The organism is Cupriavidus pauculus (assembly GCF_008801835.1).
In the GTDB taxonomy this organism is placed as follows: domain Bacteria; phylum Pseudomonadota; class Gammaproteobacteria; order Burkholderiales; family Burkholderiaceae; genus Cupriavidus; species Cupriavidus pauculus.
Genome location: NZ_VZOW01000007.1, coordinates 83,033 through 100,109, shown reverse-complemented (window position 1 = coordinate 100,109; position 17,077 = coordinate 83,033). Strand labels below are relative to the sequence as shown.

Genomic DNA, 17,077 nt, shown 5'->3' with positions numbered 1-17,077 from the left:
CCATGCCAGCCCGCCACCCCGCGCTTCCACCTGTGCGTCAGCCTGTGCGCCCCGCACTGCGCCGCGAATTGCGCCATGCTCTGCCGCTGTTGGTCCTTCTGCTGGCAGGCTGCATGGGGCCGCGCCCGCCTGCACCGGAGTCGCTCGCACCGCCCGTGGCGTGGCGCGTGGACGCCGGACCGACCGTGGCGATCGAGCGCGACTGGTGGCGCAGCTATGGCGACCCGGCGCTCAGCGCGGTGGTGGAAACGGCCCTCGCGCAAAACGACGATATCGCGATTGCCCTGACGCGCGTGCGCCAGGCCGACGCCCAGGCGCGCATCGCCCGCGCCGAGCTGTTTCCGACGCTCGACTTCACCGCCGGCGGCACGCGCGCGCGCGCCATCAATGCATTCGGCAACGCCGGCACGGCCAACACGGGACAGCTCACGCTCGATGCCTCGTATGAGATCGACCTGTTCGGCCGCATCGCCGATTCGGTAGGCGCGGCGCGCAACAGCCTCTTGGCCAGCCAGGCCGCGCGCGACACCACGATCCTTTCCGTGTCGGCGGCAGCGGCGCGCGGCTATATCGCATTGCGCGCGCTGGACGCGCAGCTCGACGTGGTACGCCAGACGCTGACATCCCGGGCCGATGCGCTGAAACTGGCGCGCGATCGCGCCCGCGCCGGCTACACCTCGCAACTGGAATACGAGCAGGCGCGCGCCGAATACGAATCCACCGCGCAGGCCGTGCCGCAGGCGGAACTGGCCGTGGCGCGCCAGGAAAACGCACTCGGCGTATTGCTCGGCAATCCCGACGCATCGTCGATCGCACGCGGTCTGGCGCTGCAGTCGCTGCAACAGCCCGCGATACCGGCGGGACTGCCATCCGATCTGCTGCGTCGCCGGCCCGACATCGCGCAGGCCGAATACACGCTGGCCGCCAGCGACGCCAGCTTGTCGGCCGCGCGCAAGGCCTATCTGCCGCGCGTGCCGCTGACAGCCACCGGCGGACTGGTCTACGCCACCGGGCTGGCCAATCCGGTGCGCATCTGGACGCTCGGCGGCAGTGTGCTGGCGCCGCTGTTCGAAGGCGGCCGCATCGTGGCCGGGGCCGACGCCGCGGCAGCCCAGCGTGACGAAGCCGCCTTCGCCTATCGACGCGTGGCGCTGACGGCGTTCCGCGAAGTCAACGACAACCTGGCGGCCGTGCAGAAACTCGGCGAACAGGAAGCGCGCCTGCGCGAGCAGCGCGACGCGCTGGCCGCCGCACTGCGGCACGCCACCAACCGCTATCGAGCAGGATATTCGCCATATCTGGAACAACTCGATGCCCAACGCCAGTTGTTCAGCGCGGAGCTGAATCTGATCCAGACCCATGCGGATCGCCTCAACGCCAGCGTGGCGCTGTATCAGGCAATGGGCGGCGGATGGCGCAGCGATCTCGCGACGGCGGCCGTCCGATAAGAATTCCTTATGGCAGTAGTCACCGATTGAATTTCTCCTGCGCGTAGGGCTCGGCTAGAGTGGCGCCAACAATAAGCGTGGCCGGCACAACATCCGCGATGGCGCGGCCTGCTTTGAACAGGAGACAACGATGATTGGCACGTTCCGCGCAATCCGCGCAATCCACGCACTGGCCGGCGTGACGCTGGCGCTGGCCGCCATGGGCCCTGCGCAGGCCGACAGCTACCCGTCCAAACCCATCCAGATGATCGTGCCGCAGGCGCCCGGCGGCACCAACGACATCGTTGCGCGGCTGGTTGCCGCCGACCTGTCGCAGCGCCTGGGCCAGCAGGTGGTGGTGGAAAACCGGCCCGGCGCGGGCGGCAATATCGGCACGCAAACCGCGGCGCGCGCCACGCCGGACGGCTACACGCTGCTGATGACCATTAGCAGCACGCAGGCCATCAACCCGTCGCTCTATCGCAGCATTCCGTTCGATCCCATCAAGGATTTCGAGCCGATCTCCGTGGTGGCCACGGTGCCCAATGTGCTGGTGGTCAACCCGGCGTTTCCGGCCAAGTCGATGGCCGAACTGATCGCGATGGCCAAGGCCAAGCCCGATTACTACCGCTTTGCCTCGGCGGGCAACGGCACGCTGAACCACCTGCTTGGCGAGATGCTCAACAGCATGGCCGGCATCAAGCTGGAACACGTTCCTTACAAGGGCGTGGCCCCGGCGCTGAACGACGTGCTCGGCAATCAGGTGCCGATGGCGTTTGCAAGCCTGCCCTCGGTGCTATCGCACATCAAGGCCGGCAAAGTGCGTGCGCTGGGCGTGAGCTCCGCCAAGCGGTCGCCGTTCGCCCCCGATATTCCGACCATCGGCGAAACCGTGCCGGGCTACAGCGGCGACCTCTGGGTTGGCCTGTTCGCGGTGCGTGGCACGCCCAAGGACGTCACGCAGAAACTTTCCACCACGCTGCAGGCCGCACTGGCGGACAAACCCCTGCGTGACAAGCTGGCCGCACAGGGCGCGGAAGTGCTGAGCAGCACGCCGCAGCAGTTTGCCGCCATGCTGCGCGCCGATATCGACAAGTGGGGCAAGATCGTCAAGCAGTCCGGCGCGCAGGTCGACTGACGGGCAGGCCGGGGCCGGTGGTCGAACGCTGCCCGCGCCACGCGGCGCGCGCGGCAGCCGGCCCGGTCCGATTCATTCCCCGCACGACAGTCATTCCTTTCGGCATTTCCCCAATGTCTGCGCCATGTCTGCGTATCATCGCGGACTTGCCTTGTCGATCACGCCGCCGGATTTTCCATGCCTGACCATTCGTTGTTGTCCGCCCTGCTCATCTTCGGACTTGGAGGGCTACTCGGCGGTGTTGGCGGGCTGTTCGGGATCGGCGGCGGTCTGATTGCGATTCCCGCACTGGGCCTGCTTTACGGCATGGACCAGCAACTGGCGCAAGGCACCTCGCTGGTGATGATCGCCCCGAACGTGGTGATCGGATTCTGGCAATACCGCAAGCGCGCCGATATCGATCTCAAGACTGCCGTGGTGCTGGGACTGTCCGCGGTGGTGTCGACCTATCTGTCGGCCAGGCTGGCCACCTCGATCGACGCCGCCCTGCTGCGGCGGATCTTTGCCGTCTTCATGATCGGCCTGGCACTCTACTTTCTCTGGCGTCTGATGCCCGGCCGCGCCAACACGCAGCAACAGGCGCGCGTGGCCCCGGCGTGGATTCCCGCGGTAGGCGTGGTGGGCGGCGCGTTCTCGGGCTTCTTCAGCGTGGGCGGCGGCGTGGTGGCCGCACCCGCGCTGGTCGGCCTGTTCGGCATGCGCCAGGCCGCAGCGCAGGGACTGGCGCTGGCACTGGTCACGCCCGGTGCGGTGGTCGCACTGTTCACCTATGCGCACGCGGGTCATGTGGACTGGTACAGCGGCATTCCACTGTCGTTCGGCGGCATGCTCACGATCTCCTGGGGTGTGGCGCTGGCCCACCGCATGCCCGAACGCCGGCTGCGCGCCGCGTTCGCCGTGTGCCTGATCGCTACCGCACTGGTGATGCTGGTGCGCGGCTGAGCACGATGGCGACGGCGCAGCTTGCGCCGCCATTGAGCGATCGAACGCGGTGCGCGCTGCGCGGCGTGCGGCGCTACAGCCGCGCTTTCCGCGCTATTTCCGCTTGCGAAACACGAGGCTGAAGTTGTTGGCCGGCATCGGCACGGGCGCGTCGCACGCCAGGTCCTGCGCCTCGCCCAGTGCGACCACAGCCTCCATGTCGCGCACGCCCCATTGCGGATCGGCCACGCGCAGTTGCCGGTCGAACGCCTCATTGCTTGGCGCCGTATGCGCGCCGTCGCGTCGGTACGGGCCGTACAGATAGAGCACGCCGCCCGGCGGCAACCGCCGACCCGCGCCTGCGAACAAGGCCTCGGCAGCCGCCCATGGTGCGATATGGATCATGTTGATGCAGACCATCGCGTCGACGCCATCGATACCCCAGGGTTCACGGGTCACGTCGATGGCCAGCGGCGGTAGCACGTTGGCCGCCTGCGCATGCGCGGTCCAGGCCGCGATCGAGTCGCGATGGGTAGCGTCCGGATCGCTGGGCTGCCATGTGATGCCAGGCAGCGCGGCAGCAAAGTGCACGGCGTGCTGGCCAGTGCCGCTGGCGATTTCGAGCACGGTGCCCGATGCGGGCAAAACATCGCGCAGCACCGCAAGGATCGGCGCACGATTGCGATCGGTGGCGGGCGCCATGCGGCGCGCGATGAGGTCGACGGCGGGCTGGGTCATGAACTCTCCTGTGACGCTGCGCCCGGGCCTTGCGCCGGGCTTGCAAGGCCACAGGTTAGCAGCCCTGCCTCATTCGCGCCGCTACCGTTGCCGGCACCGGATCGCTCCCGAAGAGCCAGGAATTTTCAGCGCGCCGCGTCGGACAGCATCCGGCGCATGGTGTTTTTCAGTTGGGATGATGGCCTCGACAATATCGGACATCGCAGCGCGTGGGGCGCTCGCACCGCCCGGCGCGCATGCCACGCCGCTTTTTGCGACGATCTCCCGCGAGCGCGGCGCGCCGTCGCCATCGCGCGCCGGAAAGGTTGGCCGGCTGCGCTACACTCGGCGTCCTGCCCGTCAATTTCCGCGTCAGTCTTGCCCACCTTCACGCTTGCCGCTCCGGTCCACGCCGAGATCGAAATCCGCAAAAGCCGCTTTATCGCGCTGGCTGTGCCGGTGCCTGACCGTGACGCCGCCATGGCGGTGATCCAGGGCCTGCGCGCGGAGCATCCCACGGCCACCCATGTGTGCTGGGCGCTGCTGGCGGGCGGCCAGTCGGGCATGTCGGACGATGGCGAACCATCGGGCACCGCGGGCCGGCCGATCCTGGAAGTGCTGCGCCATCACGATCTTGATGGTGTGCTGGCGGCCGTGGTGCGCTACTACGGCGGCGTGAAGCTGGGCGCGGGCGGTCTGGTGCGCGCCTATACCGATGCGATCGCCGCCGCACTCAAGGACGCCGCGCGCATCGAGCGCATCGCCTATGCCACCTTGACGGTGCAGGTGGACTACGCCGACGAGCCGCGCGTGCGCCGCTGGATCGAACAGGGCGCCGACGATGGCTGCACGCTGACGGATACGGGCTACGGCGCGCAGGCCACGCTGGTGATCCGCCTGCCGGCCACGCTGCGAGACAGTGCGATGGCCGCCCTGCGCGACGCCACGCACGGCCGCGCCGAATTTCCCGAAAGCGACGCCTGATCGCATGACCAGCCAACCCCACACCAACGCCGCAGCGGACGGCGCGATGCACGACGACGATGACGACAGCGCCTACACGGCGCGCGTGCTGCCCCGCGATGCGACATTCCCCGCGCCGGCGTCGCTCAGCCTGCTGGAAGCGGCGCTGCTTGATGGCGTAAGCCTGCCCAGTTCCTGCCGCAACGGTACGTGCCGCGCATGCATCAGCAAACTGCATGCGGGCAGCGTCCGGTATCGCATCGAATGGCCGGGACTCAGTCCCGACGAAAAGGACGACGGCTACATCCTGCCGTGCGTGGCGTGCGCGGCCAGCGATGTGGTGTTCGAACCGATGGATGGACGCTGAGCGCATCGCGCGAAGGATACGGGCGCGGGTCAGGTGCGGGCGATTGCGGCGATATCGACCAGCCATCGGCCAAGGGCCAGCACATCAATCGGTATGCCGGCCATTCACCGAGAAAAAACGTAGCGCGATCTTGAGTGCGTCCGGCCCGGTGGGATCGGAGAACGCCTGCCCTGGAGTGCCGCCGCTCCACGCGTGGCGCAGCCCTTCCACCTTGACCACTCGCACGAAAGGGCGCGCGCCCGATTGCCAGTCGAACACCTCCACCGCGCGGCGAGTGCCGCGTCGAACCCGCCGGGGCGGCTGCGCCACCGGCGCCGGCACGCCGGCCGGCCATAGCGACAGCCACATGGCAGCCGTCGACGTGGCGTTGTCATAGGACACCACGTTGTCTTCATCGCCATGCATCAACAGCAGCGGCGGCGGAAGCCGGCCAGCCAGCACGCTCTGCGCAGCCGCCGCATCCGGCGCGCGTTCGCCGCGCATGGCCTTGGGCGCCTGCGTGGCATTGGTTGCGCTATATGGGGCCGCGCCGGAATGGGATCCGATGGCGGCAAAGCGTTCCGGATAGCGCAGGCCCAGCATCATCGCCATTGCGCCGCCGGCGGACAGTCCCAGCGCGCAAACGCGGTTGGCCAGGATGGCATAGCGCTGGCAAACATGGTCGATCATCGACATCAGCAACGCGGTTTCCGACGCGCCGCGCGCGGTCGGACGAAACCAGTTCCAGCATCGCTGCGCGTTGGCCTGGACCGATTGCTCCGGCATCAGCACCACCCAGCGCGCATCGCGCGCCACGCTGGCTACGCGCGCGCAGGCTGCAAAGCTGGCGGCGTCCTGCCCGCAGCCATGCAGCAGCACCAGCAGCGGCGCCGGCCGCGCCGCGCTGACGCCCGGCGGCACGAAGATCCGGTAGCGGCGCTGCGCCATGCTGCCGATGCCGAGGGGGAAACCCCACTGCCCTTCTTCCCAGAAGCCACCGCCGCGGCTGACCGGTGCGCGCGCCGGCGTCACCACGCCGGTCAGCGCCTGACGCGCAACCTTTCCCACCGCGCGGCCCATCACCGCGCTGGCCGCCTTGCCCTGCTGCTTGGCGGCCCGCATCATCGGATCGGCCACCGTACGCGTGACCGTGCGCTGCAACTGGCGCGCACTACGTGCGGCCTGCTTGCTCAGTGCTATCCACAATCTGGTGCCGCTCGCGCGCCGCTTCATTCCGCATCGCCCTTTCGAATCCGACGTCAGCCAATCTTGCGATCGTGCACCAGTCTAGCGTCGGAATATGTCAGGTTGCCACCGCGGCGGATGTCGGACGGCGCCGCGCTCATTCTCCGCGTGCGCGGCGCGCGTCGTGCACGGCGCGGCTGTCCGCCGGCGCTTCGTCGCGTTCGTTCAGGCCGTAGTCGCGCAGCACCTGCGCAACGCGCAGCCGGTAGTTGGCAAACACGCCGCCGCGGCCGGCAGCCTGCGCCTGACGATGATCGAGCGTATTGCGCCACGCGATGACCGCGGCTTCATCGCGAAAGAACGACAGCGACAGCAGCTTGCCCGGCGTGGTCAGGCTCTGGAAGCGCTCCACGGAGATAAATCCATCGATGGTCTCCAGCGTCGGCTTCAGATGGGCGGCGATGTCGAGGTATGTGTCCTGCCGGCCCGGCGCGGGTTCTACTTCAAAAATCACGGCGATCATTGGGGGCTCCGTTCAGATGGCTGCAAGAGAAAGCACGGGATGCGCGCGTTGACCGAAGGACGGTAGCACACCGCACGCGCCAGCAGCGCCGGCTGCACATCGCGCGCCAGCAGCGCCTGCACGGTACAGGTGGCAAGCATCTGCGCCAGCGCGTGGCCCGGGCAGCCGTGCCGGCCGGCGCCAAAGGTCCACGCCGGTTGCGCGGTGGCTGCGGCGGGATCATGCGCGGCGGCCGCCAGCAGCACCAGAACCGCGTCGTTGGCTTTGACGGCATGGCCGCAGAGCGTGGCATCGGCAGCCATGAAGCGGCGCGTATTCTGCACCGGCGGGTCGAAGCGCGCCACCTGCGCGACCACTTTCGGCAGGTCGGCCATGTCGACCATGGCGCCAGTATTGGCCGCCTCGCGCCCCAGTCGCACCAGCGTGTTGCCGATCAGGCCGGCTGTGGCTTCACATGCCTGGATCATCAGGCCGATGGCATTGGCGGCCAGCGTCTGCGGATCGATGCGGGCCAACGCGGCATCCTCGGTCAAGGCGGCAAGCAGCCCGTCGTCGCGCACGCCGGGCGCGTCCCGCACCACGCAGGCGGTGAGCCAGCGCGCCGCCGTGACGCCTGCCTCCACCTCGGCAGGCGTCGCCAGCGGGGACATCGCAGTGGCAAACGTCGCGACAAAGCCAGCCACGCGCGTGCCGACGTGGCCCGCCTCGTCATCCGCCAACGGCAAACCAAGCAGATCGGCTACGGCCAGAACAGGGAGCGTGAACATCCAGCGGGTGGCCTCGTGCGCATCGTCCGATGTCATGCGCGGCAGCCGCGCCGCCAGCGCTTCGGCGCGCGCACGCACATCGTCGGGATCCAGCGCGGCCAGCCGCCGCAGCACGATCGCCTTCAGCGCGGCGTGCGCGGCGCCATCGTTCATCCGGATCAGCCGGCCAAACAGATCGCCTGCGGCCGAACTCGCCAACGCAGGTGGCACCGGCTGGGCCAGAGGACGCACGCGCGCGTCGGGATGATCGAGGACTTCCCGCACGGCGTCGGCGCTCGACGCTACCCACAGCTTCAGGCCGGAGTCGAAATAGAAAGGCCGCTCGCGTACCAGCCTGCGGTAATACGGATAGGGATCGCGGTGCGTGACCGCGGCGAGCGGATCGGCAGGGTCGGCGAACGAATCGCCGACGCAAGACGAAGCGGCGGTTTCATCGATATCGGGAAGATCGGTCATGACAAGCCTTCGCGGCGGGGTGCTGATGAAAGCCATCATCGCAGCACCGCGCACGCGGAAGCTTCAGCCCGACATGAAATATCGAATGCAAAGGGCTGCCCGGAGCTCGACCCTGGGCAGGAGCGTTTCGGCCTACTCCGGCTTCACGCCTTCTCCTGCCGGATCGGCCGCGGCTTGGGGCGGCTCACCTGGCTGCCCCGCCTGTCCGGGTTGGCCAGTCAGGACAGGTTCACTCGACTGTTTGGTCCAAGTTGTGCGGTCGGTGCCTGGGACATTGCGCAGGCGGCGGCCCACATTCGTTGCGCCAGGCGCGCGGCCGGCGTCTTTTGCTCGATCTTGCATGCGCCTCTCCAATGGTGATCAGGCCAGTCGCGGCGGATGCCGCTTCGTTCTATCGATCGCAAGTTCCATACCGAGCCCCTGACGCGGCACAAGCGGCATGCGCGCCACCTGCGCCCGTTCAGGCATGCCCGATCCGTGCCCGATTTACACGCCCGTGGAAAAGCTGCCGAGGCGTGTGGCCGTTTGTCAGCGCGCGACGCCTGCCGTGTCAGCGCTTGTCCGATGCCGCGCGATGCGCGGCGGCCTCACAATCTCACGATCCGCATCCCATGGAGATTTCCGTGAAACGATCGATTTTGCATCTGACCGTGGCTGGCGCCGCGCTGATTGGCACTGCGCTGGTCCTCCAGGCATGTCGTTCGATGGACACCAAGCGCGGTAACGCGTCGGTGCCGGAGCCTGCCAAGGCCGTCGATCTGGATCGCTACCTTGGGCTCTGGTACGAATACGCGCGCTATGACAATCGCTTCGAGCGCAATTGCGAAGGCGTGACGGCCGAATACGCCAAGCGCGACGACGGTCTCGTGTCGGTGCGCAACACCTGCCGCGAGGGTAGCCCCGACGGCCGCGCTCGCGCCTCGGAAGGCCGTGCGCGCGTGGTGCCGGACAGCAATGGCGCCAAGCTCGAAGTGTCCTTTTTCGGACCGTTCTTCTTCGGAAAATACTGGGTGCTCGACCACGCCGACGACTACACGTGGTCGATCGTCGGCGAGCCGTCGGGCCGCTATATGTGGGTGCTGACCCGCGAGCCCCGGCCGTCGGGCGAACTCGGCAACATGCTGATTGCCCGGGCTCGCGCGCTGGGCTACGACACCACCCAACTCAAATTCACGCAACACTGACGCGCATGGATCGGCCGGATCCGACCGCCCGGCCCCATCGCGAGAGCCACTGACCAAATGCGGTACGCTCGGGCCTTTGCCGATTTTCCGAGCGCCGCAGCCATGATCCGCGCCCCCCAGTTTCTCTCCGCCTGCCTGGCCGCCGCAGCCATTGCCCTGTCTGGCAGCGCGCAAGCCACCGACATCGACTGCACTGCGCCCGCCACGCGCGCCAGCCAGATCATCTGCGAAACCGCGCTGTTTTCGATGGGATATCAGCGCATCTATACCGATCAGCAGCGCCTGCTGGCCGCGGGCACGATTTCCCAGTCCGATATCGACGCGTTCCGCAAAAAGCGCGACGCCTGCGATGCCGCGCCGTGCCTGGACGCGGTGTTTTCAGCATGGCGACAGCATCTGGTTGAAATCGGCGCCAGCCGCCCGTCGCGCGCCCGACCGCAGAAATAGCCCGTTCGTTGCGCCAACGCGGGGCCGCGTAACGCTTGGCTGAGCAACTACAGACATATCAGACAGGTCATTCTGGTATGCTGCCTCGGCCCGATTACCGCATGCGGATTCCATGACCAGGCTGCGCCATTGGTACATCTTGTTTTGTCTGGTAGCACTTGGCATTTGCGGCCCGGTGGCGCTGACCACATGGCTGTCGCGCGAATTTGCCGAACAGCTGTTTCAACGGCGCGTGGACCAGTTCACCGAACGCGCGTTGCAGCGCATTGACGTGGTGTCGCGCGATGCCGTCAACGCGGCGCGTGCGGCCGACACGTTCTCCGGGCCGCCATGCAGCCTCGCCCATCTCGACGCCATGCGCGAGGCGGATCTGCAGCACCGCTACGCGCGCCAGGTCGTCTATCTCGATCACGAACAACTGCTCTGCTCGTCGTCGTCCATCCCGGGCGCGCTGCGCAGCGTGGAAGGCCAGACCGCACCGTGGACCGCCCTGCCGGAGCTGGGCGCGGCGTATCGCATCGACACCACGGCAGGGCCGCCGCGCACCGTGCAGTTCCGCGTCGGGCGGCACGTGGTGGTGGTCGACGCGCAATTTTTCATCGATATCGTTCCGCTCGACGATCTGATCCGGCTTGGCATGGTCGATGCGGCCACCGGCCATGTCGTGGTGAACTGGCCGGGCACCGACACGGCGCTGGTGCGCAGCGCATGGAAGCGCAAACAGGACGGCGAAGTTCTGGGCGGCCGGTATGTCGACGTCAAGGCATCGCACCTGCTACCTTTCGGCGTGGTCGCGTACGAACCGTTATCCGAAGTCGCCGCGATGTGGCGCCGGCTGCTTTACCTCAGCCTGCCGATCGGGCTGCTGGTCAGCGTGCTGGCAACGTGGCTGGTGCTGCGTTGGGGCCGGCGTCTGCGCGGCCCGCGCTATGCGCTGCAGGACGCGATCCGGCGCAAGGAGTTTTACGCCGAATACCAGCCGATCATGTCGCTCGACGACGGTCGCTGCATCGGTGCGGAAGCGCTGGTGCGCTGGCGGCTGCCTGACGGCACCATCGTGCCGCCCGACAACTTCATCCCCATGGCGGAAACCACCGGCGACATCCACGCCATCACCAACTGCATGATCGAAGTCGTAATGCGCGACCTCGGTGCGCATCTGGCGGCCAATCGCGCCATGCATGTATCGATCAATCTGTCGGCCGACGATTTTCGCGCACGCGACACGCTGCACACCATCACCGCGGCGCGCAATGCCGCTGGCATCGACGCCAGCCAGATCTGGATCGAAGTGACCGAGCGCGGCCTGGCCAATGACGCCGAATGCCGCGCCACGATCGCGGCCTTCCGCGAGGCCGGCTTTCCGATCCTGATCGACGATTTCGGCACCGGCTATTCCAGCCTTGCGTACCTGCACGATCTTCACGTGGACGGGCTCAAGATCGACCGCGCGTTCGTGGCGTCGATGACCACCGGCGCGCCGTCGAAAGCGGTCGGTCCTCATATCATCGAGATGGCCAAGGCGCTGGACATCCGCATGGTGGCCGAAGGCATCGAAACCGAATCGCAATGGCGCATCATGCGCGAGCACGGCGTGCAGGCCGGCCAGGGTTGGCTGTTTGGCAAGGCCATGCCGCTGGCCGACTTCCTCGCGTTCTGGCGTTACCGGGCCCGACCACACGAATCGGCAGACACCCGCAGCGCGGCATAGCGCGCCAACGCGCCCGACGGAACCGCTGTCTGTCAAAAATCCCGCCCCTCCGAAGTTGGGACATAAAGTGCACTGTTGATACATCAAGCACTTTAATGGGACTATCCTGTCCGGCCGCTTGCTCCGGGGAAGCCCGGGGCGCGGCAGCAAGAAGGATCAGTACGGTCACCGCGATTCATACAGATGCCGCCGATGCGATTGCATGCGCGAAGCATCGATAACAAGAAGCAGGATCAAGGTTTTTTCTGGCGCAGGAAGTCGTCTGTGGCCTTGCAGCGCGGCTCGGGACACCGCGTGCGGTCCATTGGCGAGGGGTATGCATGCATGAAAACAGACAGTAATTCGGCGCTGGCTCCGGTATCCGGGGGCCATGGCGCGGCGGTCATCGACGCCGCGCTGGCCGGGCCGTTACGGCACGATCAGTTGCTGGCGGTACGGCGCACCGTGCGCCTGTCGATTCCGATCAACATCGCGCTGGGCATCGCCGTGCTGGTCGTGGCGTGGCACAGCGGGCGCGGCGCAATGGCCGGCGCGTGGTTTGCCTGCTCGCTACTGTGGAATGTATTGCGGCTGCGGCTGTGCATGGCGCCGCTGCCGCCCACGGCGTCGTGGCCGGGCACCGTGCCGCAGGCGCTCGCCGCCACCGTGACGCGCCATCTGCGCTGGCATTGCGTGCTGGCGCTGCTCTCGGGGCTCACCTGGGCGTCGATTCCGCTGCTGTGCGATGGCTATACGACGCCGCAGACGCTGTTCTACCTGACCGTGGTGTGCGGCATCACGGCCGGCGCGGTGACGCACGGCTTTGCCTATGCGCGCATCCCGCTGTGCTTCATCACGCCGCCGCTGCTGTCCGCGGCCGCCTGCCTGCTGCTGCTCGGCGATTTCGACCGGCTCTGGCTGGCCGGCACGACCTTGCTCTATCTGGCTGCGCTGGTGCGGTGCACGCTCGAAAGTGAAAAACAGATCGAGTATTCGATCCGCCTGAAGAACGAAGCCACCGCGATCCAGGATTCGCTGCGCATTGCCCATGACGATGCGGTCAATCGCGCCGACGAAATGTGGACGCTGGCCAGCCAGGATCCGCTGACCGGCCTGCTTAGCCGCAGCGGCTTCTTCGATCGCGCCAACAAGCGCTTCGTGGGCGGCACCAGCGGGCGCCATTGCCTGTTGCTGCTGGACCTGGACGGCTTCAAGGTCATCAACGATGCGTTCGGCCACAAGGCCGGCGACGGTGTGCTGCGCGAAGTGGCGCGACGCCTGGCCGCGGTGGCCGGCCCCAACAAGATGGTCGGCCGCATGGGCGGCGACGAATTCATGATCCTGTTCGATCCCGCCGATACGTCGGACTGTGCCGCCACACTGGCCGGCCGCCTGATTGCCGCGGTACGCGAGCCACTGGACGGCTACGAATACTGCCCGGTCGGCGTCAGCATCGGCATCTGCCGCGACCACGACATCAGCCTCGACGACATGCTGCTGTTTGCCGACGCCGCGCTATACGCGGCCAAGCGCAATGGCCGCAACAGCTTCTACATCTTCGACGAGAACCTGCACCGGCGCCTGCAGATGCATCGCGACATCGAACGCGATCTGCCACGCGCACTGGCCGACGGCATGCTCGAAGTGTGGTTTCAGCCGATCTTCGGCGCGGGCGGTGTCACCGTGCGCAGCCTGGAAGCGCTGGTCCGCTGGAAGCATGCGCGGCACGGCTGGGTGCCGCCGCCGGACCTGGTGTCGGTGGCTGCCGCGTCGGGGCTGTCTGAAGCGCTGCTGCGCGCCACGCTGGCCAGGATATGCCGGCTGTCGAAGACCATCCATGCGCACGGCTCGCAGCGGATTCCGATTGCCATCAACCTGTCGCCGCGCGAAATGGCGCAGGTGGACATCGATCGCCTGTTGCTGTCGACGCTGGCCGAATACCAGATCGATCCGGATCTGCTGACCGTGGAGATTACCGAGGAAGTGGCGCTCGACGTCGACGCGGTGCGGGGCAAGCTCGCCAACCTCGCGCGCGCCGGCGTATCGATCGCGCTGGACGACTTCGGCGTCGGCTATTCCGGGCTGGGTGCGCTGCGGCAACTGGGCGCGGCTTGCGTGAAGGTGGATCGCAGTTTCATCACCGACATCGGCAGCTCGACGCGCAACCAGGACCTGATGCGCGCAGTGCTCAGTCTGGGCAGGTCGTTCGGCTTCGAGGTGGTCGCCGAAGGCGTGGAGCATGAAGCCGACCGTCAGGCGCTGATCGCCATCGGCTGCCACGCCATGCAGGGCTATCTGCTGGCGCGCCCGATGCCGGAAGCCGAACTGCCGTCGTGGTTGCAGGCGCGGCGTGCGCAACCCGCTGCGGCACAGCCGGCGTAATCGACAGGATTTGATCGACCCGACGCGATCGACCTGCCGGACCGGCGTCGGCCGGGATCAGTGTTCGCGCGCGCGTCGCGCCTCGTAAGCCTTGAGATGCGTGAACGCCAGCTCCAGCGTGGGCGTGGCGGTCTGGTGGCGCCGTGCCAGCAGATCGCCCACGATCTGGTCGGATTCGATTGGCGCGCCCCGCTCGACATCGCGCAGCATCGACGCCATCAGCGGCGACTTCTCTGCGAACAGCGTTGTCCGCGCCTGCTCCAGTGCCGGCGTGCGCACCGCATAGCCATTGGCCGCCGCAATCGCCGAGCATTCGTCCAGCAGCGCGGCAATGGTCTCGCGACCGCGCGGCGCCGACAAAATGTCCCCGATCGGTGCGCGCATCAGGCACGTGGACGATGCCAGCGTGGCCAGAAACACCCACTTTTCCCACATGTCCTGCAGCATCGCGTCGCTGCGCTGCACGTCGAAGCCGGCATTGCCGAACAGTTCGGCCAGCGCCTGCGCGCGGTCGCTGTTGCCGCTTGGGCGCTCGCCGAACGACAGCACGTGGAATGCCGACAAATGCAGGATGGTGCCGTGTTCGTCCAGCGTCGATGAGATCATGCAGCGCCCGCCCATCACGCGCTGCGCACCGAAGCGCGCATCGAGCTTGTCCAGATGCTGCATGCCGTTGAGCATCGGCACGATGACCGTGTCGGGACCCATCGCGGGAGCGATGCCATCCATCGCGCTGTCCAGGTCGTATGCCTTGCAGCTCAACAACACCACGTTATAGGGCTGCGCGATATCGGCGGAAATCACGCTGGGCGGCTGGGCGATATGGAGATCGCCGTGCGGGCTCATGATGCGCAGGCCGTGTTCGGCCAGTTGCGCTGCGCGCCGCGGCCTGACCAGAAACGTAACATCGCGCCCGGCCTGCAACAGCCGTGCACCAAAATAGCCGCCAATGGCGCCCGCTCCGACCACCAGAATACGCATCGCTGACTCCCAGGTTTCAGGTCAGACCCGACATCGATGTCGGGCGATGCGCCATTGTAGTGGGCGGACGAAAAGCTTGCCGACGCAGCAATCGACACCGCGCATCGGAAAGCCAGGAAGACGGATAAACGGCGAGCGGAGGCCGGCGACGGCCCCCGTGTGCGTTATCTGAGCAGATTGAACGAGAGCAGATTGAACGCCAGCCCTAGTGCGATGGCGCTGCCCAGCGCTTCCAGCGTCGCCAGGGCAATCAGGTTTCGGAAAATGAGTGCATCGTCCTGCTTGGTCACCATGGTATTGTCTCCAGTCGGTTTTCCAAACGCCCGAGGTTGCCGCGCATCCCCGGTCACACTGCTACCTGTTGGCTTCAGTAGACTGCAATGCCGACGTGACGGCCAGTTGGCACAAACCCGCATGGGGTGATTGCGGATGCTGCGTCGGACGGCGCCCGCACGCGCGTTCTGCCCTGCACGGCAAAAACCCCTACAATATCGCCCCGCGCGCGACGCCCCCGGCCCGCGCATGTCCCGCTCCTGCTGCCTCTGACTCCCTGAATTTCATGATCTCAAACGCTTGCGGCGTCGATTTCGGCACGTCCAATTCCACTGTCGGCTGGATTCGTCCCAACGCGCCGTCCCTGCTGCCGCTCGAGGACGGCAAGGCCACGCTGCCGTCCGTGATCTTCTTTCACGCCGAAGATCCGCTGGTCAGCTATGGCCGCGCGGCGCTGGCGGACTATCTCGCCGGCTATGAAGGCCGCATGATGCGATCGCTCAAAAGCCTGCTGGGCACGTCGATGATGGACGACAGCACCGAGGTGATGGGCCAGGCCATGCCGTTCCGCAAGCTGTTGGCGCACTTTATCGGCGAATTGAAGGGCCGCGCCGAACGCGCCGCCGGGCGCGAGTTCACCTCGGCCGTGCTGGGCCGCCCCGTGCATTTCATCGACGAGGACGCCGCCGCCGATCAACTGGCCGAGGACACGCTGGCCGAGATCGCGCGCGATGCGGGCTTTCGCGAGATCGCGTTCCAGTTCGAGCCGATTGCCGCGGCGTTCGATTACGAGGCGGGCATCGGCGGCGAGGAACTGGTGCTGGTGGCCGATATCGGCGGCGGCACCTCGGACTTTTCGCTGGTGCGGCTGTCGCCCGAACGGGCGCGCAAACTGGACCGCCGCGAAGACATCCTGGCCAACGGCGGCGTGCATATCGGCGGGACCGATTTCGATCGCGCGCTGAGTCTGGCCAGCGTGATGCCGATGCTCGGCCTGAACAGTCAGTTGCGCAATGGCAAGGCGATGCCGTCCGGCCAGTATTTCGATCTGGCAAGCTGGCACACGATCAACCTGGTCTACACGCGCAAGGCGTGGTCGATCGTGATGGACAACTATCGCGATGCCGCGGACACCGAAAAGCTCGATCGCCTGATCCGGCTGATCCGCGAGCGCGCGGGCCACTGGCTCGCCATCCAGGTGGAAGCAGCAAAGATCGCGCTGTCCGAGGACACGCAAACAGTGGTGGATCTGGCGCGCATCGCGCCCGACACTACGCTGACCATCACGCGCGACGATTTCGATGCATCGATCGCCAAGCTCGTCGACAAGACTGCCACCACCGTGCAGGGCATGCTCGTCACAGCCGGCGTGAAGGCCGACGCGGTCGACACGATCCTGTTTACCGGCGGCTCCAGCAGCGTGCCCCTGCTGCGCGAGCAACTGGCGCGCTTGCTGCCAGGCGCGCGCCGCGTGGAGGGCGACCTGTTCGGCGGCATCGGCTCGGGACTGGCACTGGACGCCGCGCGCAAGTTCGGCTGACGACGTTGAAGATGGCCGGCGCGCGCATGGCGTCGCGCGTAATACCGTGTGCGGCGCGCGACATCAAGCACGGTTAAGTCCAGTTGCACAATCGAACAGAATGTCAGGGGCTTCGCCGCTACAGTGGTCACTCTCGT

General features: G+C 66.9%; 16 protein-coding genes. 10 read left to right on the top strand and 6 right to left on the bottom strand.

From position 1 onward, the window contains the following. Nucleotides 1–2 precede the first annotated feature (2 nt). The 3 genes from F7R19_RS10520 to F7R19_RS10510 all read left to right on the top strand — a co-directional run bounded on the left by F7R19_RS10520 (nt 3) and on the right by F7R19_RS10510 (nt 3,507). A complete protein-coding gene (locus F7R19_RS10520) occupies nt 3–1,448 on the top strand; it encodes an efflux transporter outer membrane subunit (RefSeq protein WP_150980297.1) in 1,446 nt (481 codons plus the stop codon). A 130-nt stretch (nt 1,449–1,578) separates the two neighbouring features. Then, on the top strand, nt 1,579–2,565 hold the full coding sequence (locus F7R19_RS10515) for a Bug family tripartite tricarboxylate transporter substrate binding protein (protein ID WP_150980294.1): 987 nt from the start codon (nt 1,579–1,581) through the stop codon (nt 2,563–2,565). 177 nt (nt 2,566–2,742) lie between these two features. Further along, nucleotides 2,743–3,507, top strand: coding sequence for a sulfite exporter TauE/SafE family protein (locus tag F7R19_RS10510; RefSeq protein ID WP_150980292.1), 765 nt, complete (start codon nt 2,743–2,745; stop codon nt 3,505–3,507). A gap of 93 nt (nt 3,508–3,600) precedes the next feature. On the opposite strand, the gene F7R19_RS10505 is transcribed toward F7R19_RS10510, so the two are convergent. After that, nucleotides 3,601–4,224, bottom strand: coding sequence for a DUF938 domain-containing protein (locus tag F7R19_RS10505; RefSeq protein WP_150980289.1), 624 nt, complete (start codon nt 4,222–4,224; stop codon nt 3,601–3,603). Between the two features lie 357 nt (nt 4,225–4,581). On the opposite strand from F7R19_RS10505, the gene F7R19_RS10500 reads away from it, so the two are divergent. Together F7R19_RS10500 and F7R19_RS10495 are read left to right on the top strand one after the other, a co-directional pair. Beyond that, nucleotides 4,582–5,187: an IMPACT family protein gene (locus F7R19_RS10500; RefSeq protein ID WP_150980286.1), complete on the top strand. Its 606-nt coding sequence runs from the start codon at nt 4,582–4,584 to the stop codon at nt 5,185–5,187. A 46-nt stretch (nt 5,188–5,233) separates the two neighbouring features. Further along, nucleotides 5,234–5,533: a 2Fe-2S iron-sulfur cluster-binding protein gene (locus F7R19_RS10495; protein ID WP_061954673.1), complete on the top strand. Its 300-nt coding sequence runs from the start codon at nt 5,234–5,236 to the stop codon at nt 5,531–5,533. Nucleotides 5,534–5,617: 84 nt separating this feature from the next. Here F7R19_RS10495 and F7R19_RS10490 read toward each other — a convergent pair whose 3' ends face one another. The 3 genes from F7R19_RS10490 to F7R19_RS10480 all read right to left on the bottom strand — a co-directional run bounded on the left by F7R19_RS10490 (nt 5,618) and on the right by F7R19_RS10480 (nt 8,443). Then, nucleotides 5,618–6,745 (bottom strand): extracellular catalytic domain type 1 short-chain-length polyhydroxyalkanoate depolymerase, encoded by a 1,128-nt coding sequence (locus F7R19_RS10490; RefSeq protein WP_150980284.1) that lies wholly within the window; start codon nt 6,743–6,745, stop codon nt 5,618–5,620. A gap of 109 nt (nt 6,746–6,854) precedes the next feature. Further along, nucleotides 6,855–7,220 (bottom strand): antibiotic biosynthesis monooxygenase family protein, encoded by a 366-nt coding sequence (locus F7R19_RS10485; protein ID WP_150980281.1) that lies wholly within the window; start codon nt 7,218–7,220, stop codon nt 6,855–6,857. Further along, complete coding sequence (locus tag F7R19_RS10480; protein ID WP_223506214.1) at nt 7,217–8,443, bottom strand: cytochrome P450 family protein; 1,227 nt, start codon at nt 8,441–8,443, stop codon at nt 7,217–7,219. The genes F7R19_RS10485 and F7R19_RS10480 overlap by 4 nt, the downstream gene beginning before the upstream one ends. A gap of 623 nt (nt 8,444–9,066) precedes the next feature. On the opposite strand from F7R19_RS10480, the gene F7R19_RS10475 reads away from it, so the two are divergent. The 4 genes from F7R19_RS10475 (at nt 9,067) to F7R19_RS10460 (ending at nt 14,146) form a co-directional block, all read left to right on the top strand. Continuing rightward, nucleotides 9,067–9,627 carry a lipocalin family protein gene (locus F7R19_RS10475; protein WP_407648918.1) on the top strand — a complete coding sequence of 187 codons (561 nt, stop codon included), beginning with the start codon at nt 9,067–9,069 and terminating at the stop codon, nt 9,625–9,627. Between the two features lie 102 nt (nt 9,628–9,729). Beyond that, the gene (locus tag F7R19_RS10470) at nt 9,730–10,074 is read left to right on the top strand and encodes a hypothetical protein (protein ID WP_061954544.1); all 345 of its coding nucleotides are present in this window, start codon (nt 9,730–9,732) and stop codon (nt 10,072–10,074) included. 112 nt (nt 10,075–10,186) lie between these two features. Further along, nucleotides 10,187–11,785, top strand: a complete 1,599-nt coding sequence (locus F7R19_RS10465; protein ID WP_150980275.1) for an EAL domain-containing protein — start codon at nt 10,187–10,189, stop codon at nt 11,783–11,785. Nucleotides 11,786–12,109: 324 nt separating this feature from the next. Then, a complete protein-coding gene (locus F7R19_RS10460; protein WP_150980273.1) occupies nt 12,110–14,146 on the top strand; it encodes a putative bifunctional diguanylate cyclase/phosphodiesterase in 2,037 nt (678 codons plus the stop codon). A 57-nt stretch (nt 14,147–14,203) separates the two neighbouring features. Here the strand turns inward: F7R19_RS10460 and panE are convergent, their stop codons facing one another. Beyond that, nucleotides 14,204–15,127 (bottom strand): 2-dehydropantoate 2-reductase, encoded by a 924-nt coding sequence (panE, locus tag F7R19_RS10455; RefSeq protein WP_150980270.1) that lies wholly within the window; start codon nt 15,125–15,127, stop codon nt 14,204–14,206. Nucleotides 15,128–15,291: 164 nt separating this feature from the next. Further along, a complete protein-coding gene (locus tag F7R19_RS30470; protein WP_263289925.1) occupies nt 15,292–15,420 on the bottom strand; it encodes a hypothetical protein in 129 nt (42 codons plus the stop codon). A gap of 266 nt (nt 15,421–15,686) precedes the next feature. Here F7R19_RS30470 and F7R19_RS10450 point away from each other — a divergent pair, with 266 nt between their 5' ends. Further along, nucleotides 15,687–16,940, top strand: a complete 1,254-nt coding sequence (locus F7R19_RS10450; protein WP_061954538.1) for an Hsp70 family protein — start codon at nt 15,687–15,689, stop codon at nt 16,938–16,940. The last annotated feature ends 137 nt before the right edge of the window (nt 16,941–17,077 follow it).